Raw genomic sequence first — 16,887 nt, 5'->3', positions numbered from 1 at the left:
GGCGTCAGTCCGGAAACTTGGAGACGATGGTGAACATCACGACGCCGGCGAGCGTGGTGATGAAGGAATAGGTGTAGAGCACCAGTGCGAACGGCTGCAGCAGCATCAGCACGCCGGCCGCAATGAGGATCGTTGCCAGCGTCTCCATCGGGCCGCGCCGCAGCGCCCGTGGCCAGCGCGAGTGCGCCGCATCGGCCGGCTGATCTTGTGCCATCTCGCTCATTTGCGCACCGCTCCGAAGGTGATGCCGCGCAACAGATGTTTTCTCAGCAGCACCGTGAACACGACGATCGGGATCAGGAACAGCGTGGTGCCCGCCGCGACCGCCGGCCAATCCTGGCCGCCCTCGCCGATGATGATCGGGATGAAGGGCGGCGCGGTCTGCGCCGTGCCCGAGGTCAGAAGCACCGCGAAGGCATATTCGTTCCAGGCGAAGATCAGGCAGAAGATCGCGGTGGCGACGATGCCGGTGGTGGCCTGCGGCAACACGACCTTGAAGAAGGCTTGCAGGCGGGTGTAGCCGTCGACCATCGCCGCCTCCTCGTATTCGCGCGGGATCTCGTCCATGAATCCCTTGAGCAGCCAGACCGCGAGCGAGATGTTGACGGACGTATAGAGCAGGATCATGCCGAGCCGCGTGTCGGACAGGCCGAGCTCGCGATACATCAGGTAGATCGGGATCGCGACCGCGATCGGCGGCATCATCCGGGTCGACAGGATGAAGAACAGCAGATCATCCTTCAACGGCACCTTGAAGCGCGAGAACGCGTAGGCCGCCAGCGTGCCGAGCACGACCGACAGCGCCGTCGAGCCGAACGCGATCACCAGCGAATTCACGTAGCGTGGGATGTAGTTCGATGGACCCGCGACCACCATGTTGCGGCCGCGCGAGATGCGGTCGCACAGACTGGCAGCCGGTGGCAGCTTGGCCATGTACTCCGGCGCCTGCCGGGTCCGGGTCGTGAACAGGTTGCAATAGCCCTCCAGGCTCGGCTCGGCGACGAGCTTCGGCGGATAGGCGATCGCGGCCGACGGCGACTTGAAGCCGGTCATGAAGATCCACAGCAGCGGCACCAGAGTGATCAGCGCATAGGCGATCACCACGGTTGCCGCGATCCGCTTGGTCAGCGGCGACGGATCGACGACGGAATGGGCGGTTGCGAGACCGGTCATCGGCTTTTCACCCGGTTGAGCGCCTTGACGTAGATGTTGGCGAGGCCGAACACGGTGACGAACAGGATGATGGCGAAGGCCGAGGAATAGCCGGTCCGCCACTTCTCGAAGGCTTCGCGCTTCAGGGTGATCGAGGCGACCTCGGTCGTCGAGCCTGGACCGCCGCCGGTCAGGAGGTTGACCATGTCGAACATCTTGAAGTTTTCGATGCCGCGGAACAGCACCGCCAGCATGATGAACGGCAGCGCCATCGGCAAAGTGATCGACCAGAACTGCCGCCACGGCGAGGCGCGATCGACCTCGGCCGCCTCATAGATGTAGTCGGGAATCGAGCGGAGACCTGCAAGGCAGATCAGCATCACGTAAGGCGTCCACATCCAGGTGTCGACGATGACGATCGCCCAGGGCGCGAGCGGCACTTGCGCCAGCATCTGGAAAGACGATGCGGGCGCGCCCGTCGCGGCGGAGATGACGTAGTTGAAGAGCCCGATCTGCGGCTGGTAGAGGAACGTCCAGAAGTTGCCGACCACAGCCGGCGACAGCATCATCGGCAGCAGGATCAAGGTGGTCCACAGGCCGTGGCCGCGGAACTTTTTGTCGATCAGCCAGGCTAGCGTAAAGCCCAGCAGGGTCTGGATCAGGATGGTCCAGAACACGAAGCGCGCGGTCACCGTCATCGCCGCCCAGACGTCCGGATCGGTCAGGATCGACTGGTAGTTGGCGAGTCCGATATCGAGCACGGTGGCGTTCGGACGGTTCGCGCGATAATTGGTAAAGGACAGCCGGATGGTCCAGATCAACGGGAAAATGTTGATCGCGAGCAGCAGCAGCATGGTCGGCATGATGAATAGCCAGGCGATGGCGCGCTCGGACAGGCCGCGCACGCGCCCCGCCACGGCGGGCGGCGTCACCAGGGCGGCGCGGTCGACGAGGCTGCTCAGTCCGGTTTGGTCGGTCATGCGAGGGGCTGCTTCACTGGCGGCTTCGGGCTGGCGGTGAGACTGGCTGGTCCGCCCGGCAAGCCGAAGCTCGCCGGAGGGATTGTCGTGGCGGATCTCGCTTGCGCGAGAGGTGCCGCCTCCATCACAGCTTGCCGTCCTCCTTGAACACCTTGGTCCAGTCGGCGATCAGCCCGTCGAGCGCGCCTTTCGCCGTACCCTGGTCGGCGACGACATAGTCGTGGACGCGCTTCTGCATCGCGAGCAGAAGCTGGGCGTAGGACGGCTCGGCCCAGAAGTCGACCACCTGGTCCATCGCCACCAGGAAGTCGGCGGCGAACGGCGCGGTGTTCTTGAAGTTGGGATCGTTGAGCACGCCCTTGTGGCAGCTGTAGCCGCCGAGCGCCCACCACTTCTTCTGGGTGTCGAGCGCGGCGAACCACTTGATATATTCGAGCGCTTCGGCGCGGTTAGGCGAATATGCCACCACCGAGATGCCCTGCCCGCCGAGCTGCGAGCCCTTCTCCTTCTGCGCGGGGTTGACGAAGAAGCCGATCTTGTCGCCGCCGACATTGGGGTCCTTGTAGAGGCCCGGGAAGAAGGCGAACCAGTTCATCTGCAGCGCGACCTGGCCGGACTTGAAGGCATCGAGGCCTTCCTGCATGTAGCCGTTGGAATAGCCGGGCGGCGTGCAGCATTTGTACAGCGCCTTGTAGAACTCGAGGCCCTTCACCGCATCGTCCGAGTTGACGAAGCCCTGCATGTCATACGGCTTCTTCGGGTTCTGATACTTGAAGCCGAACGGATAGAGCGCGTTGGTGACGCCCATGGTGATGCCTTCCGAGCCACGCTCGGTGAAGATGGCCGCGCCATAAACGGTCTTGCCGTCGATCACCCGCTTCTGGAAGAACTCGGCAATGTCCTTCAGCTCTTCCTGCGTCTTCGGCACCTCGAGCTCGCGGCCGAACTTCTTCTTGAATTCCTCGCGAATCTCCGGCCGCGCGAACCAGTCCTTGCGATAGGTCCAGCCGTTGGCGTCGCCCATCGCCGGCAGCGCCCAGTAGTTCGGCGAGCCCTTCGGCCATTCGGCGTAGCCGGCGACGGTGGCCGGCATGAAATCGGAGATCTTGATGCCTTCCTTGTCGAAGAACTCGTTGAGCTTGACGTATTGGCCATTCTCGGCCGCGCCGCCGATCCATTGGGAATCGCCGATCATCAGGTCGCACAGCTTGCCCTTGGAATTGAGCTCGTTGAGCATGCGGTCGGCGAAGTTCGGCCACGGCACGAACTCGAACTTCATGTTGACGCCGGTCTTGGCGGTGAAGTCCTTGGACAGCTCGACCAGCGCATTGGCCGGATCCCAGGCGGCCCAGCACAAGGTAATCGTCTTTCCTTCGGCGCGTGCCGGCGCGGACGCGCCGAGCACGGTCGCGGCGGCGACCGTCGCCGCCAGTGCAAATGTCTGCAGCAACTTCATCTGGCACTCCCTCCCTGTTGGCGCCGTCCCCGCTTCGCGTGGGTGACGGCGATGCATGGCCCGCGGCGAGCGGCGCCGTCACAACGACAGCGCGAGCCGCAAGCGTTTCCCCTGGCCCTCGGATCATCCGTCCGAGTTAAGTATTTTGTTTAGTAGATTGCGAACGACTAAACATGTCAAGCGCGTTTTCGCGACGTTTGCAGCGCATCATGTTTAGCGACTGCGGTAAGCTGCTCGTCGTCCGGAGGTTTGCCGGGATGGCGATGGCGCGGCTCACCGGCGCAGCTGCCAGGACGCAGGCTCGGCCCAACTCCAGGCTGCATCCGCGTGGTCAGCCCTTCGCCAACGTCACGCCGCAACTGACCCGGCCGTCAGCGATGAGGAAACGTCCGGCAAGGCGAGCAACGGCGGCCGGCCAGTCCTCTCTCATGACACGCGCCTCGAACGTGCCCGCCGCCCATGCGATCGCGAGCTCGACATCCTGGAAATCCAGGAAGCCGCGCGTGAGCGGATACTGGCATTTGTAGTAGGCTTCCTTGGCGCTGAAGATCACGATCGGCAGCATCGGCTGCAACGCGTCGGGCTGGCCGCGAAGCCATTGCCGTTCGGCCGGCGTGAGCACAAGATCGCGCATCGACGGATCGAGCTCGCGCAGGTCCTCGACATCCAGTCCAAGGGACGGGACATCCCTGCTTCGGGCCACGGCCACGGCGCAATGATCGGCACAATGGGAGATGCTTCCCGCATAGCCCGACGGCCACACCGGAGCGCGATCCGGCGTCGGGACGAGCGCGACCGGCGAAGCTCCCAGCGACGCCAGCGCCCTGCGCGCCAGGATCCGGGCGGTCGCGAACTCGGCGCGCCGCTTGGCGACCGCGGCCTGGATATGCGCGCGCTCTTCGGGAAACAGCTCATCCTCCGCCAGCGAGAGGCTGGACGCCGCCACCACGACCGGACCGTCAAACAGATTTGCAAGCACTCACATCACCAACTCTGCACGCGCGTCTCTTTGCGGACCGGCCTCGACCGGCCGCCACCGTATACGAAACGGCGACGTCGAAGCGAATTCCAACGATTCAACATGTCTCGCGATCTCGCGGCGCCACGCCCCCGAGCTTTGCATGGCGAGCGCACGCTGCCGCTCGGCGAGCTGCACCACCGACCACTGCGGATCGGTATCGACCAGCACTTGCGCCCGGCGAGGTGCCAATGCACCCGGCTCCCCCCGGGAGCCCATGGTTGGATCAGGATCAGAACATACTGCGATGCAAGTCGATTCTGCCATAACTCGCCGGCTTGTCCAACGCGCCCCGGCCGCTGTCCCCCGGTCCATGCTTTTCGGCCCCGCTGACATGCGCGTCGGCGGCCAGCTTTTGCTTGACGGCAGCGGGCTGCAACGGGACTTATCCAGTCCCTCTGTCTGCCGAAGAAGTGCGTTCCCATGGCCGCCGATCCGCTCTCGATCCTCAAGACCGTGTTCGGTTACGACAGTTTCCGCGGCCGGCAGCGTGACATCGTCGAGCACGTGATCGCCGGCCACAATGCCTTCGTGCTGATGCCGACCGGCGGCGGCAAGTCGCTGTGCTACCAGATCCCGGCGCTGGCGCGTCCCGGCCTCGGGCTGATCATCTCGCCGCTGATCGCGCTGATGGAGGACCAGGTCACCGCGCTCCGGCAGGCCGGCGTGAAGGCCGCGGCGCTGAACTCGCGGCTCTGGGGCGCCGAGAAGGACCTGCTGTGGCAGGACATCGAACGCGGCGAGCTCGATCTCCTCTACATGGCACCCGAGACGCTGCTCAAGGCGGAGAACCTCGAGCGGCTCAAGACCGCACGGTTGTCGCTGATCGCGATCGACGAGGCGCATTGCGTCTCGCAATGGGGCCATGATTTCCGTCCCGAATACCGCGCCCTCGACTGCCTCGCCGGGCTGTTCCCGACCATCCCGCGCATCGCACTCACCGCCACGGCCGATGCGCCGACGCGCGCGGAGATCGTCGAGCATCTTTCGATCGGCGACGGCAACAGCTTCATCGCCGGCTTCGACCGGCCGAACATCCGCTATGGCGCAGCGGAGAAAACCAGCACGATGCAGCAGATGCTGGCCTTCCTGAAATCGCGCGAGGGCGAGAGCGGCATCGTCTATTGCCTGTCCAAGCGCAAGACCGAGGAAGTCGCCGCCTCGCTCAGCGATCATGGCTTCCCGGCGCTGCCCTATCATGCCGGCATGGAGATGAAGGCGCGCGAGAAGAACCAGCGCCGCTTCCAGCTCGAGCAGGGCCTGATCATGGTCGCCACGATCGCCTTCGGCATGGGCATCGACAAGCCCGACGTGCGGTTCGTTGTTCATGCCGATCTGCCCTCCAGCATCGAGGCCTACTACCAGGAGACCGGCCGCGCCGGGCGCGACGGCCTGCCCTCCGAGACTCTGATGCTGTACGGGGCGGAGGACATCGCGCTGCGCCGCCGCTTCATCGATGAGTCCGACGCGCCCGATGCGCGCAAGCGCACCGAGCGCCGCAAGCTCGATGCGCTGCTCGGCTTCGCCGAGACCTGCCAGTGCCGCCGCCAGGTGCTGCTGCGCTATTTCGGCGACGATTGCGCGCCGTGCGGCAATTGCGACATCTGTCTTGACCCGCCGGAGACCTTCGACGGCACCATCGCCGCGCAGAAGCTGCTGTCCTGCATCCACCGCACCGGCGAGCGCTTCGGCCAGGCCCACGTCATCGCGGTGTTGCTCGGCGAGACCGACGAGCGCATCGAACGGCTCGGCCACGACAAGCTCTCGACCTTCGGCATCGGCAAGGAGCACGACCGCAACGCCTGGCGCTCGATCGTCCGCCAGCTCGTCGCGCATGGTCTGATCAGCGTCGACGTCGCCGGCCATGGCGGCCTGTCGATCTCGCCCGAGGGCCGCCAGTTCCTGCGCGACAAGCCGCAGCTCAGCCTGCGCGTGCTGAAGAAGCCGCGGCGCGACCGCAAACCCCGGGAGCGGCAGACCACGGCGGCATTTCCCGACCTCGACCGCGACCTGTTCGAGAAGCTGCGCGTACGCCGGATGGAGCTCGCCAAGGCGCAGAACGTCCCGCCCTATGTCATCTTCCACGACAAGACGCTGGCCGAAATGGCGGCCCGCCATCCGCGCTCCGTCGCGGAGCTTGCGAGCATCCCCGGTGCCGGCACGGTCAAGCTCGCGCGCTACGGCGAGGCCTTCGTGGCGGTGATCAATGCGCATGATGCGGGCGCCTGAGCCGGCCATCGTCCAGCAGCACCGCGGCTCCTTCGCTCGACGAACAGACGGCACACATGGCTCAGACATGGCCTCGCGATGCCGCGGCTGATGACGCCCGGGTTATGCAACTGAAGTCCCCTTCTCCTCGAAGAAGAGGCGCAGGGAAGACCGGGTATCGGCTGATACCCGCGGTCCGCGTGCAGCAAAAAGCACGCGGCAGAACCACAGGTTCAGCCCAATATCCGGCCTTCCCTGCGCGACGGTTTGACGACTTATAGGCGCTCTCCCCGGGGATCGGCTGTCTTGCCCCCGTCGCCGGCGGATCATCATCACCGCCGGTTTGGCATCAGCACCGCGATGCCAGGACCACACCACTTCGCCGTCGCATCGCTCCCTTCGTCGGCGCGGGCTTTGACACCCGGCTGCGGAGCAACGCGCCCGTCGCCTCCCCGGCTCGACGCTCGTGACGATCGCGAAACGTCCCTCTTCAGCGAGCCGGGATAACAGGAAATGTGGATGTGATTTGCCCGACGGTGCAAGTGATGAGTTTGCGACAAACTGGCACGACGGGCAGTTGGCGCATACGCGCCATGCACAGATTGCCCGTCGTGCAGCTCGGGATGGCGCGAGTTCGTCGGGTCACAGCAGCCGGTCCCATCGACGCCTTCAAACGTCTTCAGTGATTGGAATGCACCGTCACAGTGATGAGCTTGGCTCCGGCACCGAGCTGCCGGGTCGGCAAAGCACGAGCCATTCTACTTCTCCGCGTGCCCGGCGGCACTGGTCCGACCGCATGGAAGTTCGGGCGGGGCCGGAAGATCGATGCTGCCAATCAGGTCCGAGCGCAACGTTTCAGCGGCGGCCGTCGCCGCCATGGTCTGTCGCAAGGTGCTGACGTTCGATCCGAGCGAAACGATGCCGCCGAGCACCGCGGCAATCGTCCCGAGGACGACGACCGCATTGGACCCCAGCAGGCCCAGCACCGCCCCGAGCAGCAACGCGGCGCAGCCGGATATCACGATCTTCGAGGCCATGATGATCTTTCGACACCGCTCGGCCGCGTCGGCCAGCTGTTCGATCCGCGCCTCGATGAGGGAGATTGATCGCTCGGGTCGTCCTCATCCATCAGACCAACTGTTCTCCACGGTGTTGCTTTGGGCTAATTCCGTCCCCGCCCACCAACGTACGGCCATTGGTTGGACAATCCAAGAGATGGTTTGCGGCCGTGAGGCATCGACCTTGATGAAGCTCGCGATCATCTGAGATATTACAGGCCTTGGATCACACCAACGCATGGCATCTGGCTTTGTTACGGCGCGACCAAGCCGAGGAGCCTCTCGAAACTAGGCCGGCACGGGAACCCCGGCTTTCTTCTCCAGCGCGGCCACCCGGTCGCGAAGGCTGCGGATCTCCGCGACCAGGTCAAGGACGTCCGGCGCGGGTTGATGCCCCATCATCCCGACATGGCTCGTTGTCACACGAATGGTCGACGAGCTGATCTCCATGCTGGTGCGGGAGCTCGCAACTGATAGACCCGGTTGCAATGCGGGCGGTGCGGGGACTGCGATCGTAACGCCACCCGCGACAATTCCGTCTGGAGCGGTAACGGTTTTCTCGAACCGCGCGGCGCCTTTAACGGTCACATCTTCGAGTTTCGCTGCACCGTAAATCGAAACGCCCCCGGCGTAATGCTTGCCATCGTTGAGAACAAGTTCGTCAGCCTGGGAGTGAGAGAGCGCCGCGCGCGCCGCCGGAGGCACTTTCGGGCTCTGGAGCTGCACGGTCTCGACGTTGCATGCCATTATCGCTCGCCCCAACCAAGCCGGGGCTAGCAAGAGACGTCCCGCGTGGGCCTCCGCGCCGTCAAACTCGATTCTGAGCATGCCGGGATAGCCCTGCGCGTCGACGGGAACCCTGACATTGCCGCTCTGCAGCACAGTCGTTGATCCTTCCAGGATGACCGACGTGTCGGTGAGTTTGATGTCGCTCGTCATGTTCGCCGCCTCCCGCTGAAGATGTAGCTTAAAATATCGTCAACTCGGCCGCCGCAGTTTGATTCACGTCAACGCTCCATCGGCTGGCGCCTGCGACCGTTAACTACGAAGTAGGATGTTCTGGCGCGCGCCAGGCCGCGCTCAGAACATGGGAACTGGCGGGGTCTTGAAATGCCCAATGATCTGCACACCGTCCTGAGCGGCATTCACGGATTGAAGGTCGACACAGTCGAGAGGTCGGTTCCGGCCTGCGCGGACCATGCCTTCGCCTGGGCAGGCAAGCTGCTCCCCACGCCCCACGTTCGAGCCCGCGCCGATTTCAGCTCGGCTCATCAGCGGGCTTGGCTCGAGGCCATGAGCAATCTAAGTGCATGGAAGACGCGGCAGATCGATCTGAACCTGCCGGCATCGGGGAAGCTGCTGATTGTCGGATGGTACTTCCCGGAGCTCGCGAGCCTGCTCGGCACTGCGGAAAAAAAGCATGTGGTCGTTCTGGTATCGAATGATGCTCCCTGGCTCTCCGAGTTGAAGGACGCAGGCACCACACTGAACTTCCGGGCCGAAGGCGGTGCGGCGGCGCTCGCCGCGTACATGCGCGAAGGCCGCAACGTGTTCGCGATGATGGACAATATTCATCCGGGCACCGAGTTCATCCGCAGCCCATTCTTCGGGCGCCCCACCAAGACTCCGGCCGCCATTCTGAGGCTTGCGATCCGCAACGGCTACACGCTGGCGCTGATAGCGCCCAGGGAGAGCCGCGTGGAAGTGGTGGCGACACTGCCCACCGCCGGCAAGCAGCCGGAGGATCTCGCTGCCTGGGTGAACCAGAAGATCGAGCAGGAAGTCAGACGGGCGCCGGAACGCTGGCTGTCGTGGCCGACGCTCGCCTATCGCTTCCAGGCAAGCTGATTCACCAGTCAGGAGGACGCGCGCATGCCCACCACGTCGTTCAATCAGCTCGCGCAACAGGCCGACGCACTTTACCCGCCGCAGTCGATGCACAGCCTGTTGTCCAGGCTGCGCTACCCCGGAGCGGCACCGGGAACGACCCTGCCGACGGCTTCGTTCGCCGAGGCGGCTTGGCGCCTCTCAGGCCCCTCCACGACACGAATTTCATTCCTCCACTACAACATCTGGTGCCTGCGCGCGAAGATCGGGCTGAAGGAGATCGTCGCCGCTGCCGGAGGGGTGGGCCACTTCGCGGCTTGTCTTGGGGTCTCATCGGCTGAGTTCATCGGCAAGGCACTGGAGATGATCGGGGCCGACATCGGAGATGTCTGCGACCGCATCTTCCCGCCGATCGTGGAAGTCTGCGGCGTTTCCGCCAACCCGCTGAACGATGCCTGCAAGCTGGTGGGCAACGGCCTCTCGCTCGGCGGATACATCATCGAAAATCTCAGTTCCGACCTCGACTGGCTGATAAGCCTCTTCTCGATCCCCGAGGAGGTCGTATTCGAGGTGCTGATGCAGTTGGTCGCGCCGGTGCTTGGCGTGTTCGAAGTGAGTGTCATGGAGAAGCCGGTCATCCCCGAGCGCGCCGACGAAATCGGCCGGAGGGTGTTCGCCTACGACCTCGTATCGCTGGTCGAGGCTTGGGACCAGGATACGCGGGATACGATCCTGGCACATGGCACCGCGCAGCATGTCGACGGACCGACCGGCTCCCTCGCCTACAAGCAACTGCAGAGCGGGATCCTCGTCCTCAGCCCGACGCGGACGATCGAGAATGGCGGCGGGCATGTCTATGCCGCGGACGGCGTGTCGCGAGTGATGCCCGGCGGATGCGAGATGGGCTACATGTTCGATTCTGACAAATGGGCGAACAAAGGGGTGCAACTCACGCGTATCCCGGTCGGCTTCGGTGCGATCGAGCTCTATTCGACGCATGTTTATGCCGGCGATGGCGGCCTTCTGCCGCCCGGCCCAACTGACGCGGAGAAGATCGACGTCAGGCGCACGCAGATTGATGAGTTGATTGCCTTCATCAAGGCGACGCACCTTCCATCCAACGTGGCCATTGTCGCCGGAGATTTCAACATCGGTGCTGATACCGACGAATACCACAACCTGGTCGCGGCGATGGAGCAGGCCGGCTTCTATGACCTGTGGAGCGTCCCGTACGATACGATGAAAAGCGACGGTTTGACCGACCGTCACGGCGAGGGCGACGAGCCGATCTACAACGACTTCAATACCAACTGTAAGGTCTATCGCGCCAGCGAGGCATATCGGCAAGCCTACGATCCGGCCGTTGCCACGCCGACGATGTCGGATGATGTCGATTACTACTGCGACGACATGCAGCCAGACGACGCGAATCCCACCGGATCGAGGATCGACTACCTGTTCATGGAACGTGCGACTGCATTTCACGGCTTCAATCTCGACGTCTCACGTGTGCGCCGGCGTGCTTTCAAGTCACGCATTCGCTGGGTCGTCACCCCCGGCCCGCAGGACTATCTTTCGAACCACATCGGACTGGAGGCGACTTTGTTCGCCAGCCCAAGGCACTAGAGCTCCGGGCGTTCAAGAAGCGCGGCAGAGGCTCGGAGTCACAGAATGGGTCACTCATCGTCGACAATGCCGACTTGGCCGTCTGCGCAGCGCTTGTCGGCGGGGATGCCAAGTTGAGGCGTCTTGGCACTCGACTTGGTAAACGGTAGGCCATTAGCATCACCAACCTCTCGCCGACCGCTGAGCATAAGGGTTCGGCCAGCTTCATGTTCATGCGCGCCGGCAGGCCGCCGACCTTGTGGTGCGACTTGATCGTCACCGACAGGCCGCCGGTGAAGAAGACGCTCTCGATCACGTCGAGATAGGGCCGCAGATCACCTTGCGACTGCCCACTTGGTGCGGGACATCGCACGACCGCGTGTTGTACGTTTCAAACAGCAGGCAAGGCTGAGCCATCTCGCGGCGGCATCCGCCCGAGTTGTCATCTCGAGTGAATCTCTTCCTCCGAAGAAGAGGCGCAGGGAAGACCGGGTATCGGCTGACACCCGCGGTCCGCGTGCAGCAAAAAGCACGCGGCAGAACCACAGGTTCAGCCCAATATCCGGCCTTCCCTGCGCGACGGTTTTGCGACTTATAGGCGCTCTCCCCGGGGACCGGCTGTCTTGCCCCCGTCGCCAGCGGATCATCATCCCCACCGGCTTGGCATCAGCACCGCGATGCCAGGACCACACCACTTCGCCGTCGCATCGCTCCGTTCGTCGGCGCGGGCTGTGCCCCCCGGCTGCGGAGCAACGCGCCCGTCGCATCTCCGGCTCGACGCTCGTGACGATCGCGAAACGTCCCTCCTCAGCGAGCCGGGATGCGCGAGAATGTGAGGGTGATTTGCCCGACGGTGCAAATGATGAGTCCGCGACAAACTGGCACGACGGGCAGTTCAGGCATGAGAGGCATGCACGGATTGCCCGTCGCGCAGGGATGGCCGTGGTCAGATGCGCCGCTGCACCGACGCGGGCTGGAGATCCTGCTCGCAGTGGCAGGTCCTCTGCGCCCTCTCCCGCAGGATCTGCGAGACCATCCGCTCCGTCCCGGTCAGGCCGGTCAGGATCGTCGCGCCGACAGCCATGCCCGATCGCAATCCGGCGGGCATGGCCGCCTTCAGCAGGCTGATCTTCAGCGCGATCCGCGCTTCGCCGGTTGGCGAGCCGGACGCCGCGCCGATCCACTCAGCATCCGCGACATGTCCATAGAGCCGGACGGGCAGGCCCGGCACGTCGATCGTGACCGCCTGTCCGATCGCGACATAGGTGATCTCGGAAACCGCGAGAGCTGCGATGACGTGGGGCTCGCCTGGCGTGACCACCGCCATCAACGACCGATCTGTCGTCACGGCGTCGCCGACATGGAGACCGCTTGCAGCCACGACGCCGGCGACGGGAGCGATGACGTCGTTCAGCGCGACCGTCGAAGCGCGCTCGTCCCGGTGCTCGATCCGCGCGAGAACCTGTCCCGCAGCGATCTCCTGATTGTCGGTCACGAGCAGGTCCCTGACCAGGCCGGACACCGCCGACCTGACCGGGATCTCGTTCATACTGACATAGGCGTCATCGGTGTGAACCAGATATTGGCCCACGGTCACATACTCGACCATCCACGGCACCGCGACCAGCATTCCGAACATCAGGCTGAGCGCGGCGAGCAACCACAGCGCACGTCCTGCGGACGCCCCGGCGCGCGGCTCCGCTGGGGGACGCTCCTGATGCAGAATGACCGGCCGGGATCCACCCGGCGCTTGCTGTCCGTCCACCACTCGCTCCTCACGACCACGGCATGGGGCGCGTTGCCGCCTCGGCGGCATCCTGTTGACGTCAGGGTCGCACCCATCGAATGCCCGTGACGCGAGATGTGGCGGCTCGCGGGCCGGTTGATAATGGCGCCTGGACCGAATTGGGTCTTCAATTTCTCGAAATAATGCCCGTGTCGACGACACCGCGACACCGCCGCAGCCTCGACACGAGACGGGGGTAACGCCGTTGACCGTCGCGCAAGCTTTGCCAGCGCTTCAAACAACGGCCCCAAACAGCCTTCCGATGCCTGCGGTGAGACCCAGGGCGAAGGCCCCCCAGAACGTCACGCGAAAGGTGGCGCGCGGAATGTTGGCCCCGCCTGCCTTTGCGCCGATCGCTCCCAGCACCGCGAGAAAGGCGAGAGAAGCCGCGGAGACGATCGGGACCAGCAAATTGGCGGGCGACACGACGACCATCAGCAAGGGCATGGCGCCCCCCACCGAAAACATCATGGCCGAGGTCAGGGCAGCCTGGATCGGCCGCGCTGCGGTGATCTCCGAGATTCCCAATTCGTCGCGGGCATGAGCCGTCAGTGCGTCTTTCGCCATCAACTGCTCGGCCACCTGCCGCGCAAGGGATTGATCCAGACCTCGCTTGACGTAGATTTCGGCAAGCTCGTCGCGTTCGAATGCGGGGTTGTCGCTCAGCTCCTTGCGTTCCCGGGCCAGGTCGGCCTGCTCCGTATCCGACTGCGAGCTGACGGAGACATATTCACCGGCGGCCATCGACATCGCTCCGGCGACCAATCCCGCCACGCCTGCGATCAGGACGTCGTTTCGTGTCGCTGCTGCCGCAGCAACACCGACGATCAGGCTCGCAGTCGAAATGATGCCGTCATTGGCTCCCAGAACGGCCGCTCTGAGCCATCCGATCCGCGCCACCAGATGGCTTTCGGGGTGGACGTGAAGGCGGCTCATGTCTTTCTCCTGATCACGCCTTGCAACTTCGTGGCGGCCGCCACGGTGTTGGAAATCGTTCCATACTTCCTGACATTCTGATGAAGCAGCTCGAGCCGGCGGTCGTCTTCGTCGGTGTCGACGATCAGCTCGTAATCGATCGACGCCATCATCGGCGGGCTGTCCTGACGGAAGCCGATCAGTCGCACCTCGACGCCACGAATATGGAACTTGAGCATCGGCGTCACGCGTTCGATTCCCTTGATCATGCAGGCGGCAACCGCGGCGAGAAGAAGCTCGGCCGGGTTGAACGCATCCCGCCGTCCCTGGACATCGGTGTCGAGCACCACGGTCGCATCCTTGCAGTCAGCCACGCTTTCATGCGCATCGATCCGTCGGGCGTTGACGCGATACTCTAGCATTGGGGGAGTCTCCGGGCCGCGTGTCCTTGGGGTTGGCAATCCGAACCATGAGCGGAGTGATCGATCGGATCGCGACCGTCCGGTTACGGCGGCGGAAGCGACCGGCGCAATCCATGGTTTCCGACAGGCGTGTCGCCTTCCCTAGTCGTCCGAGTGAGGCAGCATGCGAAGCAGCGTCCGATCCCGGAAGATCCAGTGATGGATCAGCGCGGCGGCCGCATGCATTGCGGCCACGATGACGAGGGCGTGGGCGAGAATTTCATGCACTTCCTTGACGTTGTGAGCAAACGCGCGGTCCTTGGGCCAGGGCGACGCGATCTCGGCAATGCCAAACAGCGGCAAGGAATCACCGCGCGCAAACTGCAACACGATGCCAACGACGGGCACGGCAAAGAGCAGCGCATAGAGAACGTAGTGCGCGAAACGCGCGGCCGGATACTGCCACTTTCCCATCCATGTGGCGAATTCGGTCGCTTCGGGCGGCGGAGAAGGATCGGCCAGCCGCCAAGCCAGGCGCACCGCCAGAAGCATGAGGATCGCGATCCCAGCCGTGACATGGACGAGCAGGCCGGACTCGCGCGGCGCGCCCTTGGGCAGCACGTCACCGAAGACCCCAAGCGCCCAGGCGACGGCCACGAGAACGACCGTCAGCCAATGCAGCGTCTGCGGAATCGCCCCGTAGTCCCTCGTCGAGTTGAAGAGCTGCATCTCAGACCTCTTTGGTCAAAAGATGCTCCTGGCGCGACCGTCCCTCGTTGATGTGGATCAAGCCCTTGCCGGTCCGGGTGCTCAGGACGGCGGGGCGAGTGCCAGCTCTGCATCGGCGATGACATAGCGGACGTAGCGGTAGTCGCGGATGAAGCTGATCTTGCCGTCGCGCCAGCTCAGCCACATGACGTAGCTGGGCCGCGGATCGCCCTGGCGTTCGAACACGGCGATCACTTCCCGGCCCTCGAGCCAGGCCGGCGCCAGCCAGACGCCGTCCATCCCGGCGTAAATGCTGAAGAACATCCCGACATCGGCCGGGCCGACACGGACGGGATGAGTGGACTGGTGCAGTTTGACGTCGTGTGCCAGCAGCGCGCGCAGGCCGTCCCAATCACGCCGGTTGAACAGGCTCACATAGCGTGTCGCCGCATCGGAGGCGGGTCTCGCCGCCGGCCGCGCCTCGGCCACAGCGTTGATCTCGGAGAGCCGCGCCCGGGCGCGGGCGAGATGCGCCTTCACCGAGTCCACCGTCAGGTCGAGCAGCGCCGCGATGTCGGCGAGCGACTCATCGAGCACATCCTTCAGAACGAGGACACTCCGCTGAGGGATCGGAAGCTCCGTGAAGCGCGACACCGCGGTCCGGATCGCCTCGTCGCGCATCATCGCCTCCACGGCATCCGGCACGGTGTCGTCGGCGACACCGTCAGCCGCCTCCATCGGTTCGGCGGCCCGGATCGCACGGCTGCGCAGCAGGTCCAGCGCCCGGTTATGCGCGACCCGGAACAGCCAGGCGCGCAGCATCGCGACGTCGCGCATCTCGTCCACCGCGACGAGCGCTTTTGTCAGGGTGTCCTGCACGACGTCCTCGCCGTCGATCACAGAGCCCATCAGGCGCGCGCAATAACGATGCAGCTCGGGCCGCAGCTGCTCTGCGAGGGCCACGAGCTCGGCGCTGCGCGCGCCGCGCGAAGCATGTCCGCCGTCGCTCAAGCTGCCGCTCCTTCCATCACCGTCACGCCGGAATCTCCGTTGAGACCGAACACGACGCCGTCGACGAACCGCGGGTCCTCCAGCACTGCGACCACACGATCGCCGAACGCCCGTGGCGGCATCGGCGCGCCGAAGCGGGCAACGAACGCTTCCGGCGCAATGCCCATGGACCCGGCATAAGCACCCGCGGCCGTATCCCCCACTCCCGTGCCGAGGATCATCATACGCGGCACGATCGCCTGGAAGCGGATGCCGAGCCTGTCGTCCTGCGACACGCCGTTGGCGTATTTCGCCATGAACCAGAGCATGCGCTTGGCGCCGCCGTAGCCGCCTGACATCTGCGAACCGCCCACCGCCGCGCCGCTCGATCCGACCAGGACGCGGCTTCCTGGTTTCAGGGGGAGCTTGAGCGCCGCCTGGATCCAGTACAAGCCCGCCTTGACGTCCGTTTCCCAGGCAACCGAGAAATCCCTCCAGGTCAGCCGATCCAGCCGGTCCATGTGCGGCGTTGTGCCGGCGTTCAAGATCAGGATGTCGGGGCTGATATCGCCGACGATGCGATGCGCAGCGGCCTCGTCGGTGACGTCGGCCGCGATCGTGGCCACACCCAGGCGCGCAGCAATCGCGTTCAGCGCCTCGGTTCCGCGCGCGACGACGGTCACCTTGGCGCCGCGATCGACGAGGGCCTCCACGACTCCCAAGCCAAGGCCGCGGCTTCCGCCGGTCACGACGATCGTCTTGTCTTTCAGGCTCATGATGATG

General features: G+C 64.5%; 16 protein-coding genes and 1 pseudogene. 3 read left to right on the top strand and 14 right to left on the bottom strand.

From position 1 onward, the window contains the following. Positions 1-4: 4 nt before the first annotated feature. The 6 genes from QX041_RS05525 to QX041_RS05500 form a co-directional block, all read right to left on the bottom strand. The gene (locus tag QX041_RS05525; RefSeq protein ID WP_315827443.1) at positions 5-223 is read right to left on the bottom strand and encodes a hypothetical protein; all 219 of its coding nucleotides are present in this window, start codon (positions 221-223) and stop codon (positions 5-7) included. Continuing rightward, positions 220-1,173, bottom strand: coding sequence for a carbohydrate ABC transporter permease (locus QX041_RS05520; protein WP_316164647.1), 954 nt, complete (start codon positions 1,171-1,173; stop codon positions 220-222). The genes QX041_RS05525 and QX041_RS05520 overlap by 4 nt, the downstream gene beginning before the upstream one ends. After that, a complete protein-coding gene (locus QX041_RS05515; protein WP_315712570.1) occupies positions 1,170-2,132 on the bottom strand; it encodes a sugar ABC transporter permease in 963 nt (320 codons plus the stop codon). The genes QX041_RS05520 and QX041_RS05515 overlap by 4 nt, the downstream gene beginning before the upstream one ends. Before the next feature lie 124 nt (positions 2,133-2,256). Next, positions 2,257-3,588 (bottom strand): ABC transporter substrate-binding protein, encoded by a 1,332-nt coding sequence (locus QX041_RS05510; RefSeq protein ID WP_315749849.1) that lies wholly within the window; start codon positions 3,586-3,588, stop codon positions 2,257-2,259. Between the two features lie 331 nt (positions 3,589-3,919). After that, on the bottom strand, positions 3,920-4,567 hold the full coding sequence (locus tag QX041_RS05505) for a 4'-phosphopantetheinyl transferase (RefSeq protein WP_316164646.1): 648 nt from the start codon (positions 4,565-4,567) through the stop codon (positions 3,920-3,922). After that, positions 4,568-4,798 carry a hypothetical protein gene (locus QX041_RS05500; protein WP_316164645.1) on the bottom strand — a complete coding sequence of 77 codons (231 nt, stop codon included), beginning with the start codon at positions 4,796-4,798 and terminating at the stop codon, positions 4,568-4,570. It lies immediately after the preceding gene. A gap of 231 nt (positions 4,799-5,029) precedes the next feature. Here QX041_RS05500 and recQ point away from each other — a divergent pair, with 231 nt between their 5' ends. Then, positions 5,030-6,835 (top strand): DNA helicase RecQ, encoded by a 1,806-nt coding sequence (recQ, locus tag QX041_RS05495; protein ID WP_315749846.1) that lies wholly within the window; start codon positions 5,030-5,032, stop codon positions 6,833-6,835. 737 nt (positions 6,836-7,572) lie between these two features. Here the strand turns inward: recQ and QX041_RS05490 are convergent. Both QX041_RS05490 and QX041_RS05485 read right to left on the bottom strand, forming a co-directional pair. After that, a pseudogene (locus QX041_RS05490) lies at positions 7,573-7,943 on the bottom strand (hypothetical protein). A 217-nt stretch (positions 7,944-8,160) separates the two neighbouring features. After that, entirely contained in the window at positions 8,161-8,811 is a 651-nt protein-coding gene (locus QX041_RS05485) for a hypothetical protein (RefSeq protein WP_316164644.1), read from the bottom strand. A 171-nt stretch (positions 8,812-8,982) separates the two neighbouring features. Between QX041_RS05485 and QX041_RS05480 the strand changes: the two genes are divergently transcribed. Together QX041_RS05480 and QX041_RS05475 are read left to right on the top strand one after the other, a co-directional pair. Beyond that, entirely contained in the window at positions 8,983-9,720 is a 738-nt protein-coding gene (locus QX041_RS05480; protein ID WP_316164643.1) for a hypothetical protein, read from the top strand. Between the two features lie 24 nt (positions 9,721-9,744). Then, the gene (locus tag QX041_RS05475) at positions 9,745-11,325 is read left to right on the top strand and encodes an endonuclease/exonuclease/phosphatase family protein (RefSeq protein WP_316164642.1); all 1,581 of its coding nucleotides are present in this window, start codon (positions 9,745-9,747) and stop codon (positions 11,323-11,325) included. A gap of 925 nt (positions 11,326-12,250) precedes the next feature. Here QX041_RS05475 and QX041_RS05470 read toward each other — a convergent pair. The 6 genes from QX041_RS05470 to QX041_RS05445 form a co-directional block, all read right to left on the bottom strand. Next, complete coding sequence (locus tag QX041_RS05470; RefSeq protein WP_315749838.1) at positions 12,251-13,069, bottom strand: HlyD family efflux transporter periplasmic adaptor subunit; 819 nt, start codon at positions 13,067-13,069, stop codon at positions 12,251-12,253. Between the two features lie 255 nt (positions 13,070-13,324). Further along, on the bottom strand, positions 13,325-14,026 hold the full coding sequence (locus QX041_RS05465; protein WP_315749836.1) for a VIT family protein: 702 nt from the start codon (positions 14,024-14,026) through the stop codon (positions 13,325-13,327). Beyond that, a complete protein-coding gene (locus QX041_RS05460) occupies positions 14,023-14,427 on the bottom strand; it encodes an OsmC family protein (protein ID WP_315750037.1) in 405 nt (134 codons plus the stop codon). Before QX041_RS05460 ends, QX041_RS05465 begins: the two co-directional genes overlap by 4 nt. Positions 14,428-14,568: 141 nt before the next feature. Beyond that, positions 14,569-15,135 (bottom strand): cytochrome b, encoded by a 567-nt coding sequence (locus QX041_RS05455; protein ID WP_316164641.1) that lies wholly within the window; start codon positions 15,133-15,135, stop codon positions 14,569-14,571. A gap of 81 nt (positions 15,136-15,216) precedes the next feature. Further along, positions 15,217-16,125: a sigma-70 family RNA polymerase sigma factor gene (locus QX041_RS05450; protein WP_315827436.1), complete on the bottom strand. Its 909-nt coding sequence runs from the start codon at positions 16,123-16,125 to the stop codon at positions 15,217-15,219. Beyond that, complete coding sequence (locus QX041_RS05445) at positions 16,122-16,880, bottom strand: SDR family oxidoreductase (RefSeq protein WP_315749833.1); 759 nt, start codon at positions 16,878-16,880, stop codon at positions 16,122-16,124. Before QX041_RS05445 ends, QX041_RS05450 begins: the two co-directional genes overlap by 4 nt. Between the last annotated feature and the right edge of the window lie 7 nt (positions 16,881-16,887).

The organism is Bradyrhizobium sp. SZCCHNRI2009 (assembly GCF_032485115.1).
In the GTDB taxonomy this organism is placed as follows: domain Bacteria; phylum Pseudomonadota; class Alphaproteobacteria; order Rhizobiales; family Xanthobacteraceae; genus Bradyrhizobium.
The sequence above is the reverse complement of the archived record's forward strand: the minus strand, read 5'-3'. Positions and strand labels throughout refer to the sequence as shown.